This window comes from Streptomyces sp. H27-H1 (genome assembly GCF_026627445.1).
Lineage (GTDB): Bacteria > Actinomycetota > Actinomycetes > Streptomycetales > Streptomycetaceae > Streptomyces.
Genome location: NZ_JAPNLJ010000011.1, coordinates 106,789 through 123,629 on the forward strand (window position 1 = coordinate 106,789; position 16,841 = coordinate 123,629).

Genomic DNA, 16,841 nt, shown 5'->3' on the forward strand with positions numbered 1-16,841 from the left:
TCCAGGATGTGGGCCCCTCGTACATATGCCGTTGTGCCGTCGTACGCGACCGCTGTGCGCGGCCCCGTACGTGTCGGTGGTCGATCGCGGTCGGACTAGCCGGCGGCGAGCTTGACCATGTCCGCCTGCGGACCCTTCTGGCCCTGCGAGATCTCGAATTCGACCCGCTGACCTTCTTCAAGGGTGCGGTACCCGTCCATCTGGATGGCGCTGTAGTGGACGAACACATCCGCACCACCGTCGACCGCGATGAAGCCGTAGCCCTTCTCCGCGTTGAACCACTTGACGGTGCCCTGAGCCATGCCTAACTCCCCTATTACTGGCCCTTGCGCAGGACCGCACTTCGCGGTCCCGGGTCAGAAACTTGCGCCGGAACGCCTCGACCGGGGCTGAATGTATCCGCACCGCTGCTGTCTGCAACAGGTCATTCCGACGAGAATTCTGGCCATGACAAAAGATTGAAATAGGGTGAAAATCAAGAATATTCCAGGGCAACTCGGGCCGGACAAACCAGGCCAACGACCCATAGCGCGCTTGCATGTTGACTCAATGTCAACCCTCTCGCGACCCGCTCATATGCGGCGGGCAAGGGCAGCGGAGGGGACTTCCCCAACTCTACCGCGCCCAACCAAGCAGAATTGCCCCCTCCGTTTAGTAACGGAGGGGGCAATTCAGTTTCCGCGGAGGGTGGCGACTATCAGCAGCCGCCCGCGACGGCGGGGATGATCGAGATGCCGGCGCCGTCCGGCGTGGACGTCTGCAGACCGCCCTCGAAGCGCACGTCGTCGTCGTTGACGTAGACGTTGACGAAGCGGCGCAGCTTGCCCTGGTCGTCCAGGACGCGCGCGGCGATGCCCGGGTGGCTCGCCTCCAGCGACTGGATGACCTCTTCGAGGGTCGCGCCCTCGGCGGGGACCTCCGCCTGGCCGCCCGTGTAGGTGCGCAGGATGGTGGGGATGCGGACGTTGACGCTCATGGCGCTACTGCCTTTCCGGGTCAGGAGGAGGATCAGGCCAGGCCGGCGGCGCGGAACGCCTCGAGGCTCGGGCGGATGGTGGCGGTCTGGCCGCTGTCGGCAGCTACCGCCTCCAGGGTCTTGAGGCCGTCACCGGTGTTCAGGATCACGGTGGTCAGCGAGGGGTCGAGCTGCCCGTTCTCGATGAGCTTCTTCGTCACGCCGACGGTCACGCCGCCCGCGGTCTCGGCGAAGATGCCCTCGGTCTGGGCGAGGATCTTGATGGCCTCGACGACCTCGGTGTCGTTGACGTCCTCGACGTAGCCGCCGGTGCGGCGTGCGATGTCCAGGACGTACGGACCGTCCGCCGGGTTGCCGATGGCCAGCGACTTGGCGATGGTGTTCGGCTTCTGCGGGCGGACCACCTCGTGACCGGCCTTGAAGGCGGTCGAGACGGGCGAGCAGCCCTCGGCCTGGGCGCCGAAGATCTTGTACGGCTTGTCCTCGACGAGTCCGAGCTTGACGAGCTCCCGCAGGCCCTTGTCGATCTTCGTCAGCTGCGAGCCGGACGCGATCGGGATGACGATCTGGTCGGGCAGCTGCCAGCCGAGCTGCTCGCAGATCTCGTACGCCAGGGTCTTGGAACCCTCGCCGTAGTACGGGCGCAGGTTGACGTTGACGAAGCCCCAGCCCTCGCCCAGCGGGTCGCCGATGAGCTCGGAGCAGAAGCGGTTGACGTCGTCGTAGTTGCCCTCGATGCCGACGAGGTCGCCACCGTAGATGCCGGCCATGACGACCTTGCCCTGCTCCAGGTCGTGCGGGATGAACACGCAGGAGCGGAAGCCGGCGCGGGCGGCCGCGGCGCCGACGGCGCCGGCCAGGTTGCCGGTGGAGGAGCAGGAGAGGGTGGTGAAGCCGAAGGCACGGGCGGCCTCGACGGCGATGGCCACGACGCGGTCCTTGAAGGAGTGCGTCGGGTTGCCGGAGTCGTCCTTGACGTACAGCTTGCCGGTGACGCCGAGCTCCTTGGCCAGGTTGGCCGCGTCCACGAGCTTGGTGAAGCCGGGGTTCAGGCTCGGCTTGGAGGCCACGTCCGCCGGGACGGGCAGCAGCGGCGCGTAGCGCCAGATGTTGTTGGGGCCGGCCTCGATCGCGGCGCGCAGGGCTTCGGGGTCCCCGAGCGGCAGGTCGTAGGAGACTTCGAGCGGTCCGAAGCACTCGACGCAGGCGAAGATCGGGCCGAGCTCGAAGCGGGTACCGCACTCACGACAGGAAAGGCCGGTGGCGGGACCGAGATCGACAGAGGTTCCCGAAACGGTGGTTTCAACGGTTTCGGCAGAGGTTGCGACAGACTGTGCAGCCATGATGGCGAGGCCCTTTCTCCTCATCTTCCCCATGGCGCACTTCGCCATGAGACGGAATTGGCACCTTCCCTAGCCGGGGACCTCGCTGACGTCGCTGGAATGCGCGATCGCGAGACCGACTGGAGGGTTGCCGGGGCTTCAACGGGCCGTGTCCCTCTGCCCCTCTGGATGAGCGGTATGGCACCGGCGGACGCGCTCTGTGGCGCGCCGGTGCGTTTGTACGCAAGGCCCCCCGGCATGCGGTGGACCTTTGCGTTGTTCAAGACTGTAACCGAAGGCCCGGGGGGTTGAGACAGCCGTCCGAACCGCGAGATGGATCACAATTCGGTCCATACCAGTGAAGAACCAGGGAGTGCTGAAGGTGCTGGAAGAGGTGGAGCGCTGGCTGGCAGACCGCTCCTGGTCCGCCGCCGACCGACCGCTCGGCCGGCTGCTCTCCGCCAAGCGGGCAGCGGGGACCACGGTGAGTGTGGTGTTGCCGGCGCTGAACGAGGAGGCGACGGTCGGCGAGATCGTCGAGGTGATCCGGCGCGATCTGATCGAGGGCCTGCCGGTGCCCCTCGTGGACGAGCTCGTCGTGATCGACTCGGGCTCGACGGACCGCACCGCCGAGGTCGCGGCCAAGGCCGGGGCGCGGGTGGTGCACCGCGACGAGATCCTGCCGCGGATCCCGGCGCTGCCCGGCAAGGGTGAGGTCCTGTGGCGATCGCTGCTGGTCACCACGGGTGACATCGTCTGCTTCGTCGACGCCGATCTGCGTGATTTCTCGGCCACCTTCGTCTCCGGGATCGTCGGTCCACTGCTGACCGATCCGCCGGTGCGGTTCGTCAAGGCGATGTACGACCGGCCGCTCGGCCAGGAGTTCGAGGGCCTCGACGCCGCCAAGGCCCACGGCCAGGGCGGCCGGGTCACGGAGCTGGTGGCCCGCCCCCTGCTCAACCTCCACTGGCCGCAGCTGGCGGGCTTCGTCCAGCCGCTGGGCGGTGAGTACGCCGTACGCCGCGAGCTGCTGGAGCGGCTGCCGTTCCCCGTCGGCTACGGGGTGGAGCTGGGCCTGCTGGTGGACGCGCTGCACACGGCCGGGCTGGACGCGCTGGCCCAGGTGGACGTGGGCGTACGGCTGCACCGGCACCAGGACGGCCAGGCGCTGGGCCGGATGGCCGCGGCCATCTACCGCACGGCCCTGGCGCGGCTCGCGCGCGGGCACCTCGTACGCCCCGAGCTGACGCAGTTCGAGCGCGGCCCGGAGGGGTTCGTACCGCACACCTACGCCGTGGACACCGAGGAGCGGCCGCCGATGCAGGAGATCGAGGAGTACGCGCGCCGCCGCGTGGCGTAGCCCCGCGACGGGGCGCCGGCGCGCGTTCACGGCACTCGGCGCAGTGGTCTTTCTCTCGGTCCGGCGCACGCGCGGGCACCGACGTTTGACCGGCCCCGAGCCGGGCTAGGTTCGCGGCATGGCTTCCCAAGTTCTCGTCGCCGCGAATCGCGGCCCGCTCTCGTACGCCCTCGCCCCGGACGGCACGCTCAGTGCCCGCCGCGGCGGGGGCGGCCTCGTTTCCGGCCTCTCCGCCGCCCTCGCGCAGCAGCCGGGGGCGGTGTGGATCTGCGCGGCCCTGTCCGACGCGGACCGGGAGGCGGTCCGGCGGGGTGTGGCCGAGCCGGGCGTGCGGATGCTCGACATCGACCCGGAGGTCTACGACGACGCGTACAACGGCATCGCGAACTCGGTGCTGTGGTTCCTCCACCACCACCTGTACGAGATCCCGCGCGAGCCGGTCTTCGACGCGGAGTTCCGGCGGCGCTGGCAGTCGTACGTCACGTACAACGAGGCCTTCGCCGCGGCACTGGCCGAGGAGGCGGCGCAGGGCGCGGCGGTCCTCATCCAGGACTACCACCTGGCGCTGGCCCCGGGGATGCTGCGGGAGCTGCGCCCCGACCTGAGGATCGGCCACTTCACGCACACGCCGTGGGCGTCGCCGGAGTTCATGGAGATGCTCCCGGAGGACATCCGCAGCCAACTGGTGTGGGGGATGCTCGGGGCGGACCGGCTGGGCTTCCACACGTGGAGGTGGTCGGCCCACTTCATCACCGGCGCGGAGTCGGACGACGCGCGCGGCATCGCGACGCCGTCCGTGCAGAGCGGGACCCCGCGCGGGGTGTCGCACCGCAGGACGGCCGCGGACGCGAGCGGGTACGGGCCGGCCCGGTTCACCGAGGTGACCCCGTATCCCCTCGGGGTGGACGCGGACGAACTGCGCGGGCTCGCGCACCGGCCGGAGGTCGATGCGAAGCTGGCCGCGCTTCGGGCGGAGGTCGGCGGCCTGAAGACGATCGTCCGGGTGGACCGGACGGAACTGTCGAAGAACATCCTGCGGGGGCTCCTGGCGTACCGGGAGCTGCTCACCACGCACCCCGAGTGGCGGGGCCGCGTGGTCCACCTGGCCTCCGCCTATCCGTCCCGGCAGGACCTGACCGTCTACCGGGAGTACACCCGGGCGGTGGCGGACCTGGCGGACCAGGTCAACGCGGAGTTCGGGACGCCCGGCTGGCAGCCGGTGCTCGTCTCCGTCGAGGACGACTTCGCGCGCTCGCTGGCGGCGTACCGGCTGGCGGACGTGGCGCTGGTCAACCCGGTGCGGGACGGCATGAACCTCGTCGCGAAGGAGATCCCGGTGGTGTCGGAGGCGGGGTGCGTGCTGGTGCTGTCCACCGGGGCGGGGGCGTACGAGGAGCTGGGCGCGGATGCGCTGACGGTGAACCCGTACGACGTCACGGCGACGGCGGAGGCCCTGCACGCGGCCCTGTCCATGCCTGACACGGAGCGTGCGGACCGCACGAAGCGGCTGGCCGCCTCGGCCACGGCCCTCCCCCCGGCCCAGTGGCTCACGGCCCAGCTCGACGCCCTCCGCGGCTGACCGCCCGGGGCTGCGCCCGAGCGCCGGCGGGGCTGGATGCATCTGGATGCATCCAGCCCCGCCGGAACGCTCTAAGAGGGCCGCACGGCTGCGGCCAAGGCGGCCAGGAAGGTGACGACCTGCGACGGGCCGGACAGGGTCAGGTCCGCTCGGGCGGCGAGTTCCGGGACCTCCGCCGAGCCGCTGCACAGCAGCAGCCCGGGCATGCCCTCCGCCCGCAGCTTCTCCACGGCCGAGAAGGCCGCCAGGTCACCGAGGTCGTCCCCGGCGTACAGGACGGCCGTGGCCCCCACCTCCGCGAGGTACTCGGTGAGTGCGACGCCCTTGTCCATCCCGGGCGGCCGCAGCTCCAGTACGGCCCGCCCCGGTTCGACCATCAGGCCGTGCCGGGCCGCCAGCCCTGCCAGGGGCTCGCGCAGGGCCTCGAAGGCGGCCTCCGGGTCCTGTGCGCGCCGTGTGTGGACGGCCAGTGCCTGGCCCTTCTCCTCGATCCACGTCCCGTGCCAGGCGCCGATCGCGTCCAGGAACCCGGGCAGCTCCGCCCGGACCGCCGCCACCCCCGGATGCTCGGCCGGTGCGTGCACGATGCCGCTGACGGCGTCCCACCGCTCGGCCCCGTAGTGCCCCAGCACCACCAGGTGCTCGAGCCCCGGGACCCCGGCGAAGCCCCCGTAGCGGACGGCGACCCCGGCCGGCCGGCCGGTGACGACCGCGACGGAGCCGACCTCGGGGGCGAGGGCGGCGAGCGCGGCGACGGCTCCGGGGTGGGCCCGTGCCTGGTCGGGGTCGGGGACGATGTCGGCGAGGGTGCCGTCGAAGTCGAGGGCGATGACGGAACGGCGCGGTGTCCGGAGGAGGGCTTCGAGCCCCTCCCGTCCGGCCGCGGTGACGGGCATCGGCAGATCGTGCGGATGGCTCCCCATACGCTCGACCCTAACGGCCCAGCCGGGCCACGGCTACGGCGCGCGGTACACCGCTGCCGGCGCCGCCGCCGCTACCGCCTCGACCGCTGGGCCTCGCGGATGCGGCGCAGGCGGTTGACCGTGCCCGGCGCGTGCTCCAGCGCCCTGGGGTCGTCCATCAGCGCGTTGAGCAGCTGGTAGTACCGGACCGGGGGCATCCCCAGCCCTTCCCTTATGGCCCGCTCCTTGGCCCCGGGCCCGGGCCAGGTGCGGGCCTCGTAGGCCAGTACCGCCGCTTCGTCGGCATTGAGCCCGGCCGCCGGCCTCTCGTCCGCGTCCGTCATACGGCCAGGTTAACGCCGCCCTCCGACAGCCACCGGCTCGGTGACGGCGACGGCCCGGCGACGGCTCCGCGCGGGCGGCGACCCCGCTCGGCGAGGCCCCCGCCCCGCCCCGATCAGCGCGGCTCGGCCTTGCGCCCCGCCTCCGCGATGGCCCCGAGGATCGCCGCGGGCTGTCCGCCCGGCTGCACGGCCTTGCCGATGTTCTTCTTGACGTCCTCGCTCACGGCCGCCCAGGACTTCTTGCCCACCGGGTACAGCCGCGCGTTCGGCAGCGCGCCCAGGAAGGTCTTCAGTTCCGCCGAGGACGCCCCCGTGGAGGCCTCCATGGCCCGGGAGCCACTGATGGTGACCGGGAGCAGGTCGTACTTCTCGGTGAAGGTCGTCACGTTGGTCGGCTCGTACATGAAGTCCAGGAACTTGCCGGTCTCCGCCCGGTGGCCGTTCTTGAAGGCCATCACCCAGTCGGCGACGCCCATCGTCGGGTGCTCGACGCCGTCGGAGGTCGGCATGCGGGTCATGCCGTACCGCACGCCCTTCGTGGCGGCCTGCTTGAGCAGCGTCGGGTGCCCGTTGAGCATGCCGACCTCGCCGCGCGAGAAGGAGTCGAAGGCGGCCTGCCGGTTCAGCTTGGCCGGTTCGACGGGGCCGGTCAGGCCCCCGCCGACGAGCTTGTCGCGCAGGAACTCCATGGTCTTGATGTTGTTCACGGAGTCGATGGCGTACGCGTCTTCGTTGTCGCTGTAGCCGCCACCGCCCGCGAGCAGCCACTGCATCGTCTCCGCCTGCGCCTCCTCGCGGCCCAGGGGCAGCGCGACGGGGGTGGGGACGCCTTCCGCCTTGAGCTTCTTGGCGGCGGCCTCCAGCTCGGCCCAGCTCTTGGGCCGCCAGGGGGTCTTGCCGTCCTTGGGGATGATGCCGGCGTCGGCGAACAGCTTCTCGTTGTAGAACATCAGCCGGGTGCTGGCCACGAAGGGCATGCCGTACTGGACGCGCCTGACCTTGCCCGCGTCGGCGAGCGGCGTGAGGAAGTCGGCCTCGGTGTTCACGGCGAGCAGTTCGTCGGCGGAGTACAGCTTGCCCTCGGCCGCGTAGTCGGCGTAGGCGCCGATCTGGGCGATGTCGGGGGCCTCGCCGGCCTTGACCATCTCGGCGACCTTGGCGTCGACGTCCGACCAGGAGTAGACGTCGACCTGGACCTTGATGCCGGGGTGGCTCTTCTCGAAGGACGCGGCGAGGTCCTTCCAGTAGGGCTTCGAGGAATTTTCAGGTTTGTCGCCGTAGTCGGCCGCCACGACCTTCAGGGTGACCTCGTTGTCCCCGGCGAGGCCCGACACGGCGCCGCAGCCGGTCAGCGCCACGGTGGTCAGGCACAGTGCGAGGCCGGAGGCGGCGAGTTTCGGCTTCCGGGCCTGGACAGTTCGGGCCTTCACAGTTTCTCGTTCCACCCCAGGTTGTTCCGTACGATTCGCGTAAAGGTCTACACCACGTTCCGGCCTGGTCAACATCCGGGCCCAAACGTACACACGCCCTGCACGCGTACACCCGCGCGGACCGGCGCACCGTCGAAGGTCCCGAATTTGTATGGCCACTCAACAATCCCTCTCAGTGGACTAGACCTTTACCCTCCGATCACGCGAGACTGTCACCCGTGAAACCCGTGAAACACGTCATCGCCCTCGATGTGGGCGGCACTGGGATGAAGGCCGCCCTCGTCGCCGCCGACGGCACCCTGCTCCACGAGGCGCGCCGCGCCACCGGCCGCGAGCGGGGCGCCGAAGCCGTCGTCGAGACGATCCAGGACTTCGCCGCCGAGCTCCTCGACCTCGGCCGGGAACGCTTCGCCACCACCGCCTCGGCGGCCGGCGTCGCCGTCCCGGGCATCGTCGACGCCGAGAACGGGATCGCCGTCTACGCGGCGAACCTGGGCTGGCGCGACGTCCCCATGCGCGAACTGCTCGGCAGGCGCCTCGGCGGCATCCCGGTCGCCCTCGGCCACGACGTCCGCACGGGCGGACTCGCCGAAGGCCGCATCGGCGCGGGCCGGGGCGCCGACCGCTTCCTGTTCGTGCCCCTCGGCACCGGCATCGCCGGAGCCATCGGCATCGCCGGCCGCATCGAGGCCGGCGCGCACGGGTACGCGGGCGAGATCGGCCACATCGTGGTCCGCCCCGGCGGCCCCGCCTGCGGCTGCGGCCAGTACGGCTGTCTGGAGACCCTCGCCTCCGCGTCCGCCGTCAGCCGCGCCTGGGCGGCCGCCTCCGGCGACCCCGAGGCGGACGCCGCGGACTGCGCCAAGGCCGTCGAATCCGGCGACGAGCGCGCCCTCGAGGTCTGGCTCGCCGCCATCGGCGCCCTGGCCGACGGGCTGGTCACCGCGATCACCCTGCTGGACCCGCGGACGCTGATCATCGGTGGCGGACTGGCCGAGGCCGGGGAAACCTTGTTCACACCACTACGGACGGCCGTGGAGGAACGCGTGACGTTCCAGCGGCTGCCCCACATCGTTCCGGCGGCCCTCGGGGACACCGCCGGATGCCTGGGTGCAGGGCTGCTCGCCTGGGATCTACTCGCCACGGAGGTACCTGCCTGATGTCCGGAAGCGCACATGTGGGCCGCAGCACCGTTCTCTCCGGTGCCAGCGTGGTGCTGCCCACCGGCACCGTCAGGGGCGGACGCGTCATCGTCGAGGGCGAGCGCATCGTCGGCAGCGCCCACGAGGACGCGGCCGTGGTCGACCTCTCCGGGCACTGGATCGTTCCCGGCTTCGTCGACATGCACAACCACGGCGGCGGTGGCGCCTCCTTCACCTCCGGCACCGCCGAGGAGGTGCTCAAAGGGGTACGGACCCACCGCGAGCACGGCACCACCACCCTGATCGCCTCCACCGTCACCGGTGACCTGGACGAGCTCGCCCGCCGCGCCGGACTGCTCGCCGAGCTGACCCAGCAGGGCGACATCGCGGGCATCCACTTCGAGGGGCCGTTCATCAACCCCTGCCGCAAGGGCGCGCACAAGGAGGACCTGCTGCGCGACCCCGACCCGGCCGAGGTCCGCAAGCTGATCGACGCCTCGCACGGCGCCGCCCGCATGTTCACCCTCGCCACCGAACTCCCCGGCGGCCTGGACTCCGTACGGCTGCTGGCCGAGCACGGGGTCATCGCCGCGATCGGCCACACGGACTCCACCTACGAGCAGACGCTCGAGGCCATCGACGCCGGCGCGAGCGTGGCCACCCACCTCTACAACGCGATGCCGGGCCTGGAGCACCGCGCCCCGGGCCCCATCGCGGCGCTGCTGGAGGACGAGCGGGTCACCGTCGAGCTGATCAACGACGGCACCCACCTGCACCCCGCCATGCTGGAGCTGGCCTTCCACCACGCGGGCGCGCACCGCGTCGCCCTGATCACCGACGCGATGGACGCGGCCGGCTTCGGCGACGGGATCTACCACCTCGGCCCGCTGGAGGTCGAGGTCAAGCAGGGCGTCGCCCGCCTCGTCGAGGGCGGCTCCATCGCGGGCTCCACCCTCACCCTGGACACCGCCTTCAAGCGGTCCGTCACCCTCGACAAGCTCCCCGTCGAGTCCGTGGTCCAGGCGATCTCCGCCAACCCGGCCAAGCTCATCGGCGTCTACGACCGGGTCGGCTCGCTGGAGCCCGGAAAGTACGCGGACCTCGTCGTCCTCGACTCCGCCTTCGACGTCAAGGGCGTCATGCGGCACGGCGAATGGATCGTCGAGCCGCTCGCGGCCCAGCGCTGAGCGATGCGGTCGGCCCCCGGTGCTGGGCCGACCGCCCTCCGTTTGGCATCGTGTGGTCCTGGAAGCCGGCGGCACACACCGAGACGGGGCCCGGCATGATCCTGACCGTGACGCTCAACACCGCACTCGACGTCACCTACCGCGTACCGCGGCTGCTCGCGCACTCCTCCCACCGCGTCACCGACGTCACCGAACGCCCCGGCGGCAAGGGCCTCAACGTGGCGCGCGTGCTCGCCGCGATCGGCCACGAGGTCACCGCGACGGGCTTCGCCGGCGGCCGCACGGGAACCCTCGTACGCGAACTGCTCGCCGGCTCCCCCGGCGTCCGCGACGAGCTGCTCCCCTGCGCCGGCCCCACCCGCCGCACCCTCGCCGTCGTCGACGAGGCCTCCGGGGACACCACGCAGTTCAACGAACCCGGCCCGCTGATCACCGCCGCCGAGTGGTCCGGTTTCCTCGCCCGCTACGAGGCCCTGCTGACGGGCGGAGCCCAGGCGGTGGCCCTGTGCGGCAGCCTGCCCCCGGGCGTGCCCGTAGGGGCCTACGCCGCCCTCGTACGGGCGGCCCGCACGGCCGGCGTGCCCGTACTCCTCGACACCAGCGGCGAAGCCCTGCGCCGCGGGGTCGCCGCCCGCCCCGACGTGATCAAACCGAACGCCGCCGAGCTCGCCGAGCTGACCGGATCCCGCGACCCGCTGCCCGCCACCCGCGACGCCCGCCGCCGCGGAGCCCGCGCGGTGGTCGCCTCGCTCGGCCCGGCCGGCCTGCTCGCCGCCACCGACCGGGGCACCTGGCGGGCGACCCCGCCCCGCGCCCTGACGGGCAACCCCACCGGCGCCGGGGACTCCGCCGTCGCGGGCCTGCTCTCCGCCCTCGCCGAAGGCCTGGACTGGCCGGAGCGCCTGACCCGCGCGGTGGCCCTCTCGGCGGCCACGGTCGCGGCCCCCACGGCGGGAGAGTTCGACCCCCGCACCTACGAGGAGGTACGGGGGTCGGTGAAGGTCACGGCGGACGGCGCCGGCTGAGCCGGCGCCGCCCTCGCGGGACGCGTCAGCGCTTCTCGAGCACGAACTGGTCGATGACCGCCTCGCAGGAGTTGCCCTGCTCGCAGGAGATCTTGATGGTGTTCGTCCCCTGCTTGAGAGTCACGTAGGAGTAGGTGTTGGTCCATCCCTTGGCCCAGTCACCCTCCCCCGCCTTCGCGAAGTTCTTCATGTTGATCGGACGGCTCTGCGCGGCATCGTTGATCGTCAGCGTCGCGCTGGCGTCCTTGCCGGGCACGCCGTAGAGCATCCGGAAGGTGTATTCACCGGCCTTCGGCACGTCCATCGTCCACGTCACGGCGGCGCCCTGCTGATTGAAGTTGCCGACGTACTGGCTGTTCGCGCTCTTCGCACCCGGCACCGCGTTCTGCAGGGCCGCGCCACCGCTGATCACCATGCCGGCGCCGCCCGCGTCACCCTTGGGCAGCGGGGCCTCGGGCGGCGTGGAACCGCTCGGCTGACCCGAGGGGCTCTGCGCGGGGGCGGACTGGCTCTGGCCCGGGTTCGCGGTGTCCTTGCCCTTGTCCTTGTCGTCGTCCTTGCCGAAGACGACCGCCGCGCCGATGCCGATCGCCACCGCGGCGACCACCGCGACGGCCGCGATGAGCATGCCCTTGCGGCTGGACCCGCCACCGCCGTGGCCGTGGCCGCCGCCGGAGCCCGGCAGGGGAACGGACTGGGTGTACTGCGGGGGCTGCTGCTGGGACGGGACCCCGTAGCCACCCGCCTGGAGCGCTTCGGGGGCCTGGTACTGAGCCTGGTACGCCGGGGGCTGCTGCTGGGGCACCTGCCCGCGCTGGCCGCCATAGGGCCGGTCACCGACCGTGCGCACCTGGTTGTACGAGGTCCGGGGCACGCCCGGCTGCGCGCCGCCCGGCTGACCGCCGAGCGTGGGGCCGGGGTAGCCGTACCCGCCGCCCTGCCCGGGCGGGGTGGCCCCGGCGGCCTGCCCGTCCGCGTAGAGGTAGCCGAACGGGTCGTCGTCCTCGGGCTTGTTCGCCCCACTGTTCGAGCCGTTGTTCGCGGGCGTCGTCATCGCAGGTCACTCCTTTCGACCCCGGGGAGCCTACCCCGAACAGGTGCGCCCACGGGCGGCCCGAGAGTTTACCCGGCTCTGCGGTGTGCCTTCGAACGGGAGCGCTTCTCGATGTACATGCGCTGGTCGGCGGAGCGCAGGACCTCATCCGCGGACATGCCGCAGCTGGCCCAGCCGATGCCGAAACTGGCTCCCACGCGCACCGCACGGCCGTCCACCCGGATCGGCGGGATGATCGCGTTGCGCAGCCGGACCGCGAGGTCGGCGGCGTCGGCGGCGCCCAGCCCGTCGGCGAGGACGACGAACTCGTCACCACCCAGCCGGGCCACGGTGTCCCCGTCCCTGACGCCGGTCGTCAGCCGCCGGGCCACCTCGATCAGGACGGCGTCGCCGGTGTGGTGCCCGAACCGGTCGTTGATCGACTTGAACCCGTCGAGGTCGCAGAAGAGGACCGCGAGCCCCTTCGTACCGTCGTCGATGTCGGTCGCCGGCGCGACCGTGTGCACGTGGTGGTCGTACGGGCCGCCCGCGGCCGAGCCGCCGGCCCCCGGTCCGCCCATGCCGCCGGGAAACTCGAAGGGCTCGGGGAAACCGTCGGGCCGGAACCCGTGCTCACTGTGCTCACCGGGTGCGCCCTCCACCGAGGGCCGGGTCTCGAAGGCGGCGTCCAGCGCCTCGATGGCGGTGGCGCGCACCGCCTGCGGGCGACGGCACAGCCGGGCCCCGAGCCGGGAGCGCAGCTCGGAGCTGTTGGGCAGGCCGGTCAGCGCATCGTGACTGGCCCGGTGGGCGAGCTGGAGCTCGTGCCGCTTGCGCTCCTCGATGTCCTCGACGTGGGTGAGCAGGAAGCGCGGCCCGTCGGCGGCGTCGGCGACGACGGAGTTGCGCAGCGAGACCCAGACGTACGTACCGTCGCGCCGGCCCAGCCGCAGCTCGGCGCGGCCGCCCTCGGCGGAGGTGCGCAGCAGGGTGCCGATGTCCTCGGGGTGCACGAGGTCGGAGAAGGAGTAGCGGCGCAGCACGGAGGCGGGCCGCCCGAGCAGCCGGCACAGCGCGTCGTTGGTGCGCAGCAGGCGGCCGTGCTGGTCGCCGCCCATCTCGGCGATGGCCATGCCGCTCGGCGCGTACTCGAAGGCCTGGCGGAACGACTCCTCGCTGGCGCGCAGGGCCTGCTGTTCGCGCTCCAGACGGACCAGGGCCCGCTGCATGTTCGCGCGGAGCCGGGCGTTGCTGATCGCGATGGCGGCCTGGAAGGCGTACATCTGGAGTGCTTCGCGGCCCCATGCGCCGGGTCTGCGGCCGTTGCGGGGGCGGTCCACGGAGACGACGCCGAGCAGTTCGCCGCCGGAGGCATACATGGGGGCGTAGAGCCGGTCCTCGGGGTGCCACTCGTCCTCGAACCGGGGGTCGGGGCCCTCCGTGTGCCACTGCGGGACGTCGTCCTCGACGAGGACCCAGCCCTCGGTGTGCGGGATGAAGCGCAGGCCGTCCCAGCTCTCACCCATCGTCAGCCGGCGTTCCCAGGAGGCGCGCGAGCCGACTCGACCGGTGATCAGGGCTTCGGCGGCGGGGTCACCGGCGAAGGCGGCGACGACGAGATCACCGTCGGGGCGTACGAGGTTGACGCAGGCGAGTTCGTAGCCGAGGCCCACGACGATGCCGTCCACGACGGTCTGCAGAGTGTCCGCCAGGCTCCGGGCCGTATTGAGCTCGGCCACCACCTGGTGCAGCTGCCGCAGGGTCGCAAGACGGACGTACGGCTCCGACTCGGTCTCCATTGCTCGCTCTCCCCGAGACCTCGACAGCAACTCCAGGTTTGTCATCGGCGCTTCGTTGCGGTGTCCCGTCCACTGAATCACAGTGAGCTGTGCGGCAGGTACACAGGGTCAACAAATCTTGCTCTCTGTGACTCAAGTCACATGAGATGAATTAAAGCGACCGCCGCGCCGCCCCGCCCAGGTTCTTTCCGGCCTGTTCATTCCGGCCTTCTCCGGCCCATTCCGGACGTTTCCGGAAGCAAACGATACGCCCGGTCCTAGGGCGAGGGGCGGGGGCGCGGCTCGGACCTCAGCCCGATGCGTCGCGCGAGGGGGTGACAGTAGCGTCCCGACCGTGCCCCCTACGACCCCCCTGACACCAGTTCCCGCCCCCGCCCCCCATGCTGAGGGGGTGAGCGACGACGAGTTCCGGGCCGCGATGTCCCGACTGGCGGCCGGTGTGTGCCTGATCACCGCGCAGGAGCCCCCGCTGTCGGCCGGCGGCCCGCGCGGTGAGGACGTCGGCATGACGGCGACCGCGTTCATGTCCGTGTCCCTGGAGCCGCCGCTCGTCCTCGTCAGCGTGCGCGAGGGCTCCCGGATGGACGACCTGCTGGCGGAGCAGCCGCTGTGGGCGGTGTCCGTGCTCGCCGACCACCAGCTCCAGGCCGCGAGCCGGTTCTCGATGAAGGCCCGGATCAGCGACCGGCTGCTCTTCGCGGAACTGCCCCACACCCGCGGCGGCGTCTCCGGCGCCCTGCTCCTGTCGGAGGCACTGGCCACCCTGGAGTGCCGTACGGAGAACCGCGTCGAGGCGGGCGACCACACCCTGGTCATCGGCCGCGTGCTCACCGCCGCCCAGCCGGCGCCGGACTCCCCGCCGCTGACGTACTTCCGGGGGCGCTACCGCCACTTGGCGCCCTGAGCTCCGGCGCCCCGGCCCACCGGTCCCCCGGCCGCCGGTCCCGCTACCAGTCCCGCGCGTTGCGGCCCCGCTTGGTCTCGCCGCGGGCCTTCTTCTCGCGCAGCCGCCGCTCGTTGATCCCCCGGGGGATCTTCGTCGCCCGCCGGGCCTTCGGGGGCGGCGCCGTGGCCTCGGCCAGCAGCGCGGTCAGCCGGACCAGCGCCATCTCCCGGTTGCGGAACTGCGAGCGGTGCTCTGAGGCCCGTACCGTCACCACCCCGTCGACGAGCCGGGACGCGAGGCGCTCCAGCGCCCGCTCCTTCCACACGTCGGGCAGCGCCTTGGTCGCCGCGACGTCGAAGAGAAGCTCCACGCGCGAGTCAGAGGTGTTCACGTGCTGGCCGCCCGGCCCTGAGGACCGCGAAAAACGCCAGGCGAGCTCGCCCTCGGGGAGCACGACCGAACCGCGGATGACATAGGGACCAGGCATGCCCCCTATGATCCGTGCCCGCGCGACCCCCGTCACCCTCATTTCCCCGGACCGATCTGCGGACAATTCCCGGATTCCGGAACCTGGCGCCCCTCTCCCCACGTTATGGAGGTCAGCGGTAACTTGGGCAGCCTCACGGTCGATACGGCAAGTGAGACCAAGTGAGACTATGAAGGGACACCAGTCACCATGGCAGTAAGCCTCTCCAAGGGCGGAAACGTCTCGCTCAGCAAGGAGGCCCCGGGCCTCGCGGCCATCACCGTGGGCCTCGGCTGGGACGTACGCACGACGACCGGTGTCGACTTCGACCTGGACGCCTCCGCCATCGCGGTCAACCCGCTCGGCAAGGTCGTCTCCGACGGCCACTTCGTCTTCTTCAACAACAAGTCCACCCCGGACCAGACCATCGTCCACACCGGTGACAACCGCACCGGCGAGGGCTCGGGCGACGACGAGGCCATCAACGTCAACCTCGCCGGCCTGCCGGCCGACGTGGACAAGATCGTCTTCCCGGTCTCCATCTACGACGCCGAGACCCGCAGCCAGAACTTCGGCCAGGTCCGCAACGCCTACATCCGCGTCGTGAACCAGGCCGGCGGCGCCGAGATCGCCCGCTACGACCTCTCCGAGGACGCGGCGACCGAGACCGCCATGGTCTTCGGCGAGCTCTACCGCAACGGCGCCGAGTGGAAGTTCCGCGCCGTCGGCCAGGGCTACGCCTCCGGCCTGACCGGCATCGCCCAGGACTTCGGCGTCAACGTCTGATCCCGAGCGGCCGCGTTCACCGACGCGTCACAGCTGAAGCCCCCTCCCGGCCGTCCGGGGAGGGGGCTTCGCTACCGTTCGGTACGTGATCCTCCTGCCGCTCGCTCCCGTCGAGGACGGCGCCCTGCCGGGCCCGGTCCTCACCGAAATCGCCACGCTCTACGCGACCAACCACGCGTTCTTCGAGCTCAGCGGAGATTTCCCCGACCCCGGCCGCATCACGGTCGAACAGGTCGCGGCCGCTCTCGCCGACGAACTCGCCCACGAGGGCGCCGAGGTGCTCCTCGCCCGCTCCGCCGGACGCCTCGTAGGCCTGGCCGCCACCCTCGCCCATCACCCGGAACCGGCGTCCGAGGACCCCGACCCGTGGATCGGCCTGCTGCTCATCGACGCCACCACGCACCGCGAGGGATACGGCCGCACCATGGTCGCCCTGGTCGAGGACCGCTTCCGCGCCGCCGGCCGGTCGGGCGTACGGATCGCCGTGCTCGACGCCAACGAGAAGGGCCTCGCCTTCTGGCAGTCCCAGGGCTACGAGATCCTGCGCCGGGCCGCCGACCGCGAGGCGGGCCGCCCCTGCACGGTCCTGCGCAAGGCCCTGTAG

At 71.5% G+C, this 16,841-nt stretch carries 17 protein-coding genes and 1 riboswitch; of the genes, 8 read left to right on the plus strand and 9 right to left on the minus strand.

Annotation, left to right across the window (positions count from 1 at the left end):
* Positions 1-95: 95 nt before the first annotated feature.
* The 3 genes from OTB20_RS14655 to thrC all read right to left on the minus strand — a co-directional run bounded on the left by OTB20_RS14655 (position 96) and on the right by thrC (position 2,319).
* Positions 96-302 carry a cold-shock protein gene (locus OTB20_RS14655; protein ID WP_008743607.1) on the minus strand — a complete coding sequence of 69 codons (207 nt, stop codon included), beginning with the start codon at positions 300-302 and terminating at the stop codon, positions 96-98.
* Between the two features lie 395 nt (positions 303-697).
* Positions 698-976, minus strand: coding sequence for a MoaD/ThiS family protein (locus tag OTB20_RS14660; RefSeq protein ID WP_266907411.1), 279 nt, complete (start codon positions 974-976; stop codon positions 698-700).
* A 32-nt stretch (positions 977-1,008) separates the two neighbouring features.
* The gene (gene thrC / locus OTB20_RS14665) at positions 1,009-2,319 is read right to left on the minus strand and encodes a threonine synthase (protein WP_267817744.1); all 1,311 of its coding nucleotides are present in this window, start codon (positions 2,317-2,319) and stop codon (positions 1,009-1,011) included.
* 17 nt (positions 2,320-2,336) lie between these two features.
* A riboswitch (SAM riboswitch) is annotated at positions 2,337-2,494 on the minus strand.
* A gap of 186 nt (positions 2,495-2,680) precedes the next feature.
* Here thrC and OTB20_RS14670 point away from each other — a divergent pair.
* Positions 2,681-3,658 carry a glucosyl-3-phosphoglycerate synthase gene (locus tag OTB20_RS14670; protein ID WP_267817897.1) on the plus strand — a complete coding sequence of 326 codons (978 nt, stop codon included), beginning with the start codon at positions 2,681-2,683 and terminating at the stop codon, positions 3,656-3,658.
* Between the two features lie 118 nt (positions 3,659-3,776).
* Positions 3,777-5,237: an alpha,alpha-trehalose-phosphate synthase (UDP-forming) gene (locus OTB20_RS14675; protein ID WP_267817746.1), complete on the plus strand. Its 1,461-nt coding sequence runs from the start codon at positions 3,777-3,779 to the stop codon at positions 5,235-5,237.
* A gap of 71 nt (positions 5,238-5,308) precedes the next feature.
* On the opposite strand, the gene otsB is transcribed toward OTB20_RS14675, so the two are convergent.
* From otsB to OTB20_RS14690, 3 genes are all read right to left on the minus strand, one after another.
* Positions 5,309-6,160, minus strand: coding sequence for a trehalose-phosphatase (gene otsB, locus OTB20_RS14680; RefSeq protein ID WP_267817748.1), 852 nt, complete (start codon positions 6,158-6,160; stop codon positions 5,309-5,311).
* A gap of 71 nt (positions 6,161-6,231) precedes the next feature.
* A complete protein-coding gene (locus OTB20_RS14685) occupies positions 6,232-6,483 on the minus strand; it encodes a DUF3263 domain-containing protein (RefSeq protein ID WP_267754098.1) in 252 nt (83 codons plus the stop codon).
* Positions 6,484-6,596: 113 nt separating this feature from the next.
* Positions 6,597-7,913 (minus strand): extracellular solute-binding protein, encoded by a 1,317-nt coding sequence (locus OTB20_RS14690; protein WP_267817749.1) that lies wholly within the window; start codon positions 7,911-7,913, stop codon positions 6,597-6,599.
* Positions 7,914-8,140: 227 nt separating this feature from the next.
* Here OTB20_RS14690 and OTB20_RS14695 point away from each other — a divergent pair, with 227 nt between their 5' ends.
* From OTB20_RS14695 to OTB20_RS14705, 3 genes are all read left to right on the plus strand, one after another.
* Positions 8,141-9,073: an ROK family protein gene (locus tag OTB20_RS14695; protein ID WP_267754177.1), complete on the plus strand. Its 933-nt coding sequence runs from the start codon at positions 8,141-8,143 to the stop codon at positions 9,071-9,073.
* Positions 9,073-10,242 (plus strand): N-acetylglucosamine-6-phosphate deacetylase, encoded by a 1,170-nt coding sequence (gene nagA, locus OTB20_RS14700; protein WP_267817750.1) that lies wholly within the window; start codon positions 9,073-9,075, stop codon positions 10,240-10,242. The genes OTB20_RS14695 and nagA overlap by 1 nt, the downstream gene beginning before the upstream one ends.
* A gap of 95 nt (positions 10,243-10,337) precedes the next feature.
* Entirely contained in the window at positions 10,338-11,267 is a 930-nt protein-coding gene (locus OTB20_RS14705) for a 1-phosphofructokinase family hexose kinase (RefSeq protein ID WP_267817752.1), read from the plus strand.
* A gap of 25 nt (positions 11,268-11,292) precedes the next feature.
* Here OTB20_RS14705 and OTB20_RS14710 read toward each other — a convergent pair whose 3' ends face one another.
* On the minus strand, positions 11,293-12,321 hold the full coding sequence (locus OTB20_RS14710; protein WP_267817753.1) for a CBM35 domain-containing protein: 1,029 nt from the start codon (positions 12,319-12,321) through the stop codon (positions 11,293-11,295).
* Positions 12,322-12,389: 68 nt separating this feature from the next.
* Positions 12,390-14,099: a diguanylate cyclase CdgB gene (gene cdgB / locus OTB20_RS14715; protein WP_267817755.1), complete on the minus strand. Its 1,710-nt coding sequence runs from the start codon at positions 14,097-14,099 to the stop codon at positions 12,390-12,392.
* A 391-nt stretch (positions 14,100-14,490) separates the two neighbouring features.
* Here cdgB and OTB20_RS14720 point away from each other — a divergent pair, with 391 nt between their 5' ends.
* Positions 14,491-15,003: a flavin reductase family protein gene (locus OTB20_RS14720; protein ID WP_420716397.1), complete on the plus strand. Its 513-nt coding sequence runs from the start codon at positions 14,491-14,493 to the stop codon at positions 15,001-15,003.
* A gap of 43 nt (positions 15,004-15,046) precedes the next feature.
* Here OTB20_RS14720 and arfB read toward each other — a convergent pair whose 3' ends face one another.
* On the minus strand, positions 15,047-15,472 hold the full coding sequence (arfB, locus tag OTB20_RS14725) for an alternative ribosome rescue aminoacyl-tRNA hydrolase ArfB (protein ID WP_267817758.1): 426 nt from the start codon (positions 15,470-15,472) through the stop codon (positions 15,047-15,049).
* 189 nt (positions 15,473-15,661) lie between these two features.
* Between arfB and OTB20_RS14730 the strand changes: the two genes are divergently transcribed.
* Together OTB20_RS14730 and OTB20_RS14735 are read left to right on the plus strand one after the other, a co-directional pair.
* Positions 15,662-16,237 (plus strand): TerD family protein, encoded by a 576-nt coding sequence (locus OTB20_RS14730; RefSeq protein ID WP_267754087.1) that lies wholly within the window; start codon positions 15,662-15,664, stop codon positions 16,235-16,237.
* Positions 16,238-16,322: 85 nt separating this feature from the next.
* Positions 16,323-16,841 (plus strand): GNAT family N-acetyltransferase, encoded by a 519-nt coding sequence (locus tag OTB20_RS14735; protein WP_267817759.1) that lies wholly within the window; start codon positions 16,323-16,325, stop codon positions 16,839-16,841.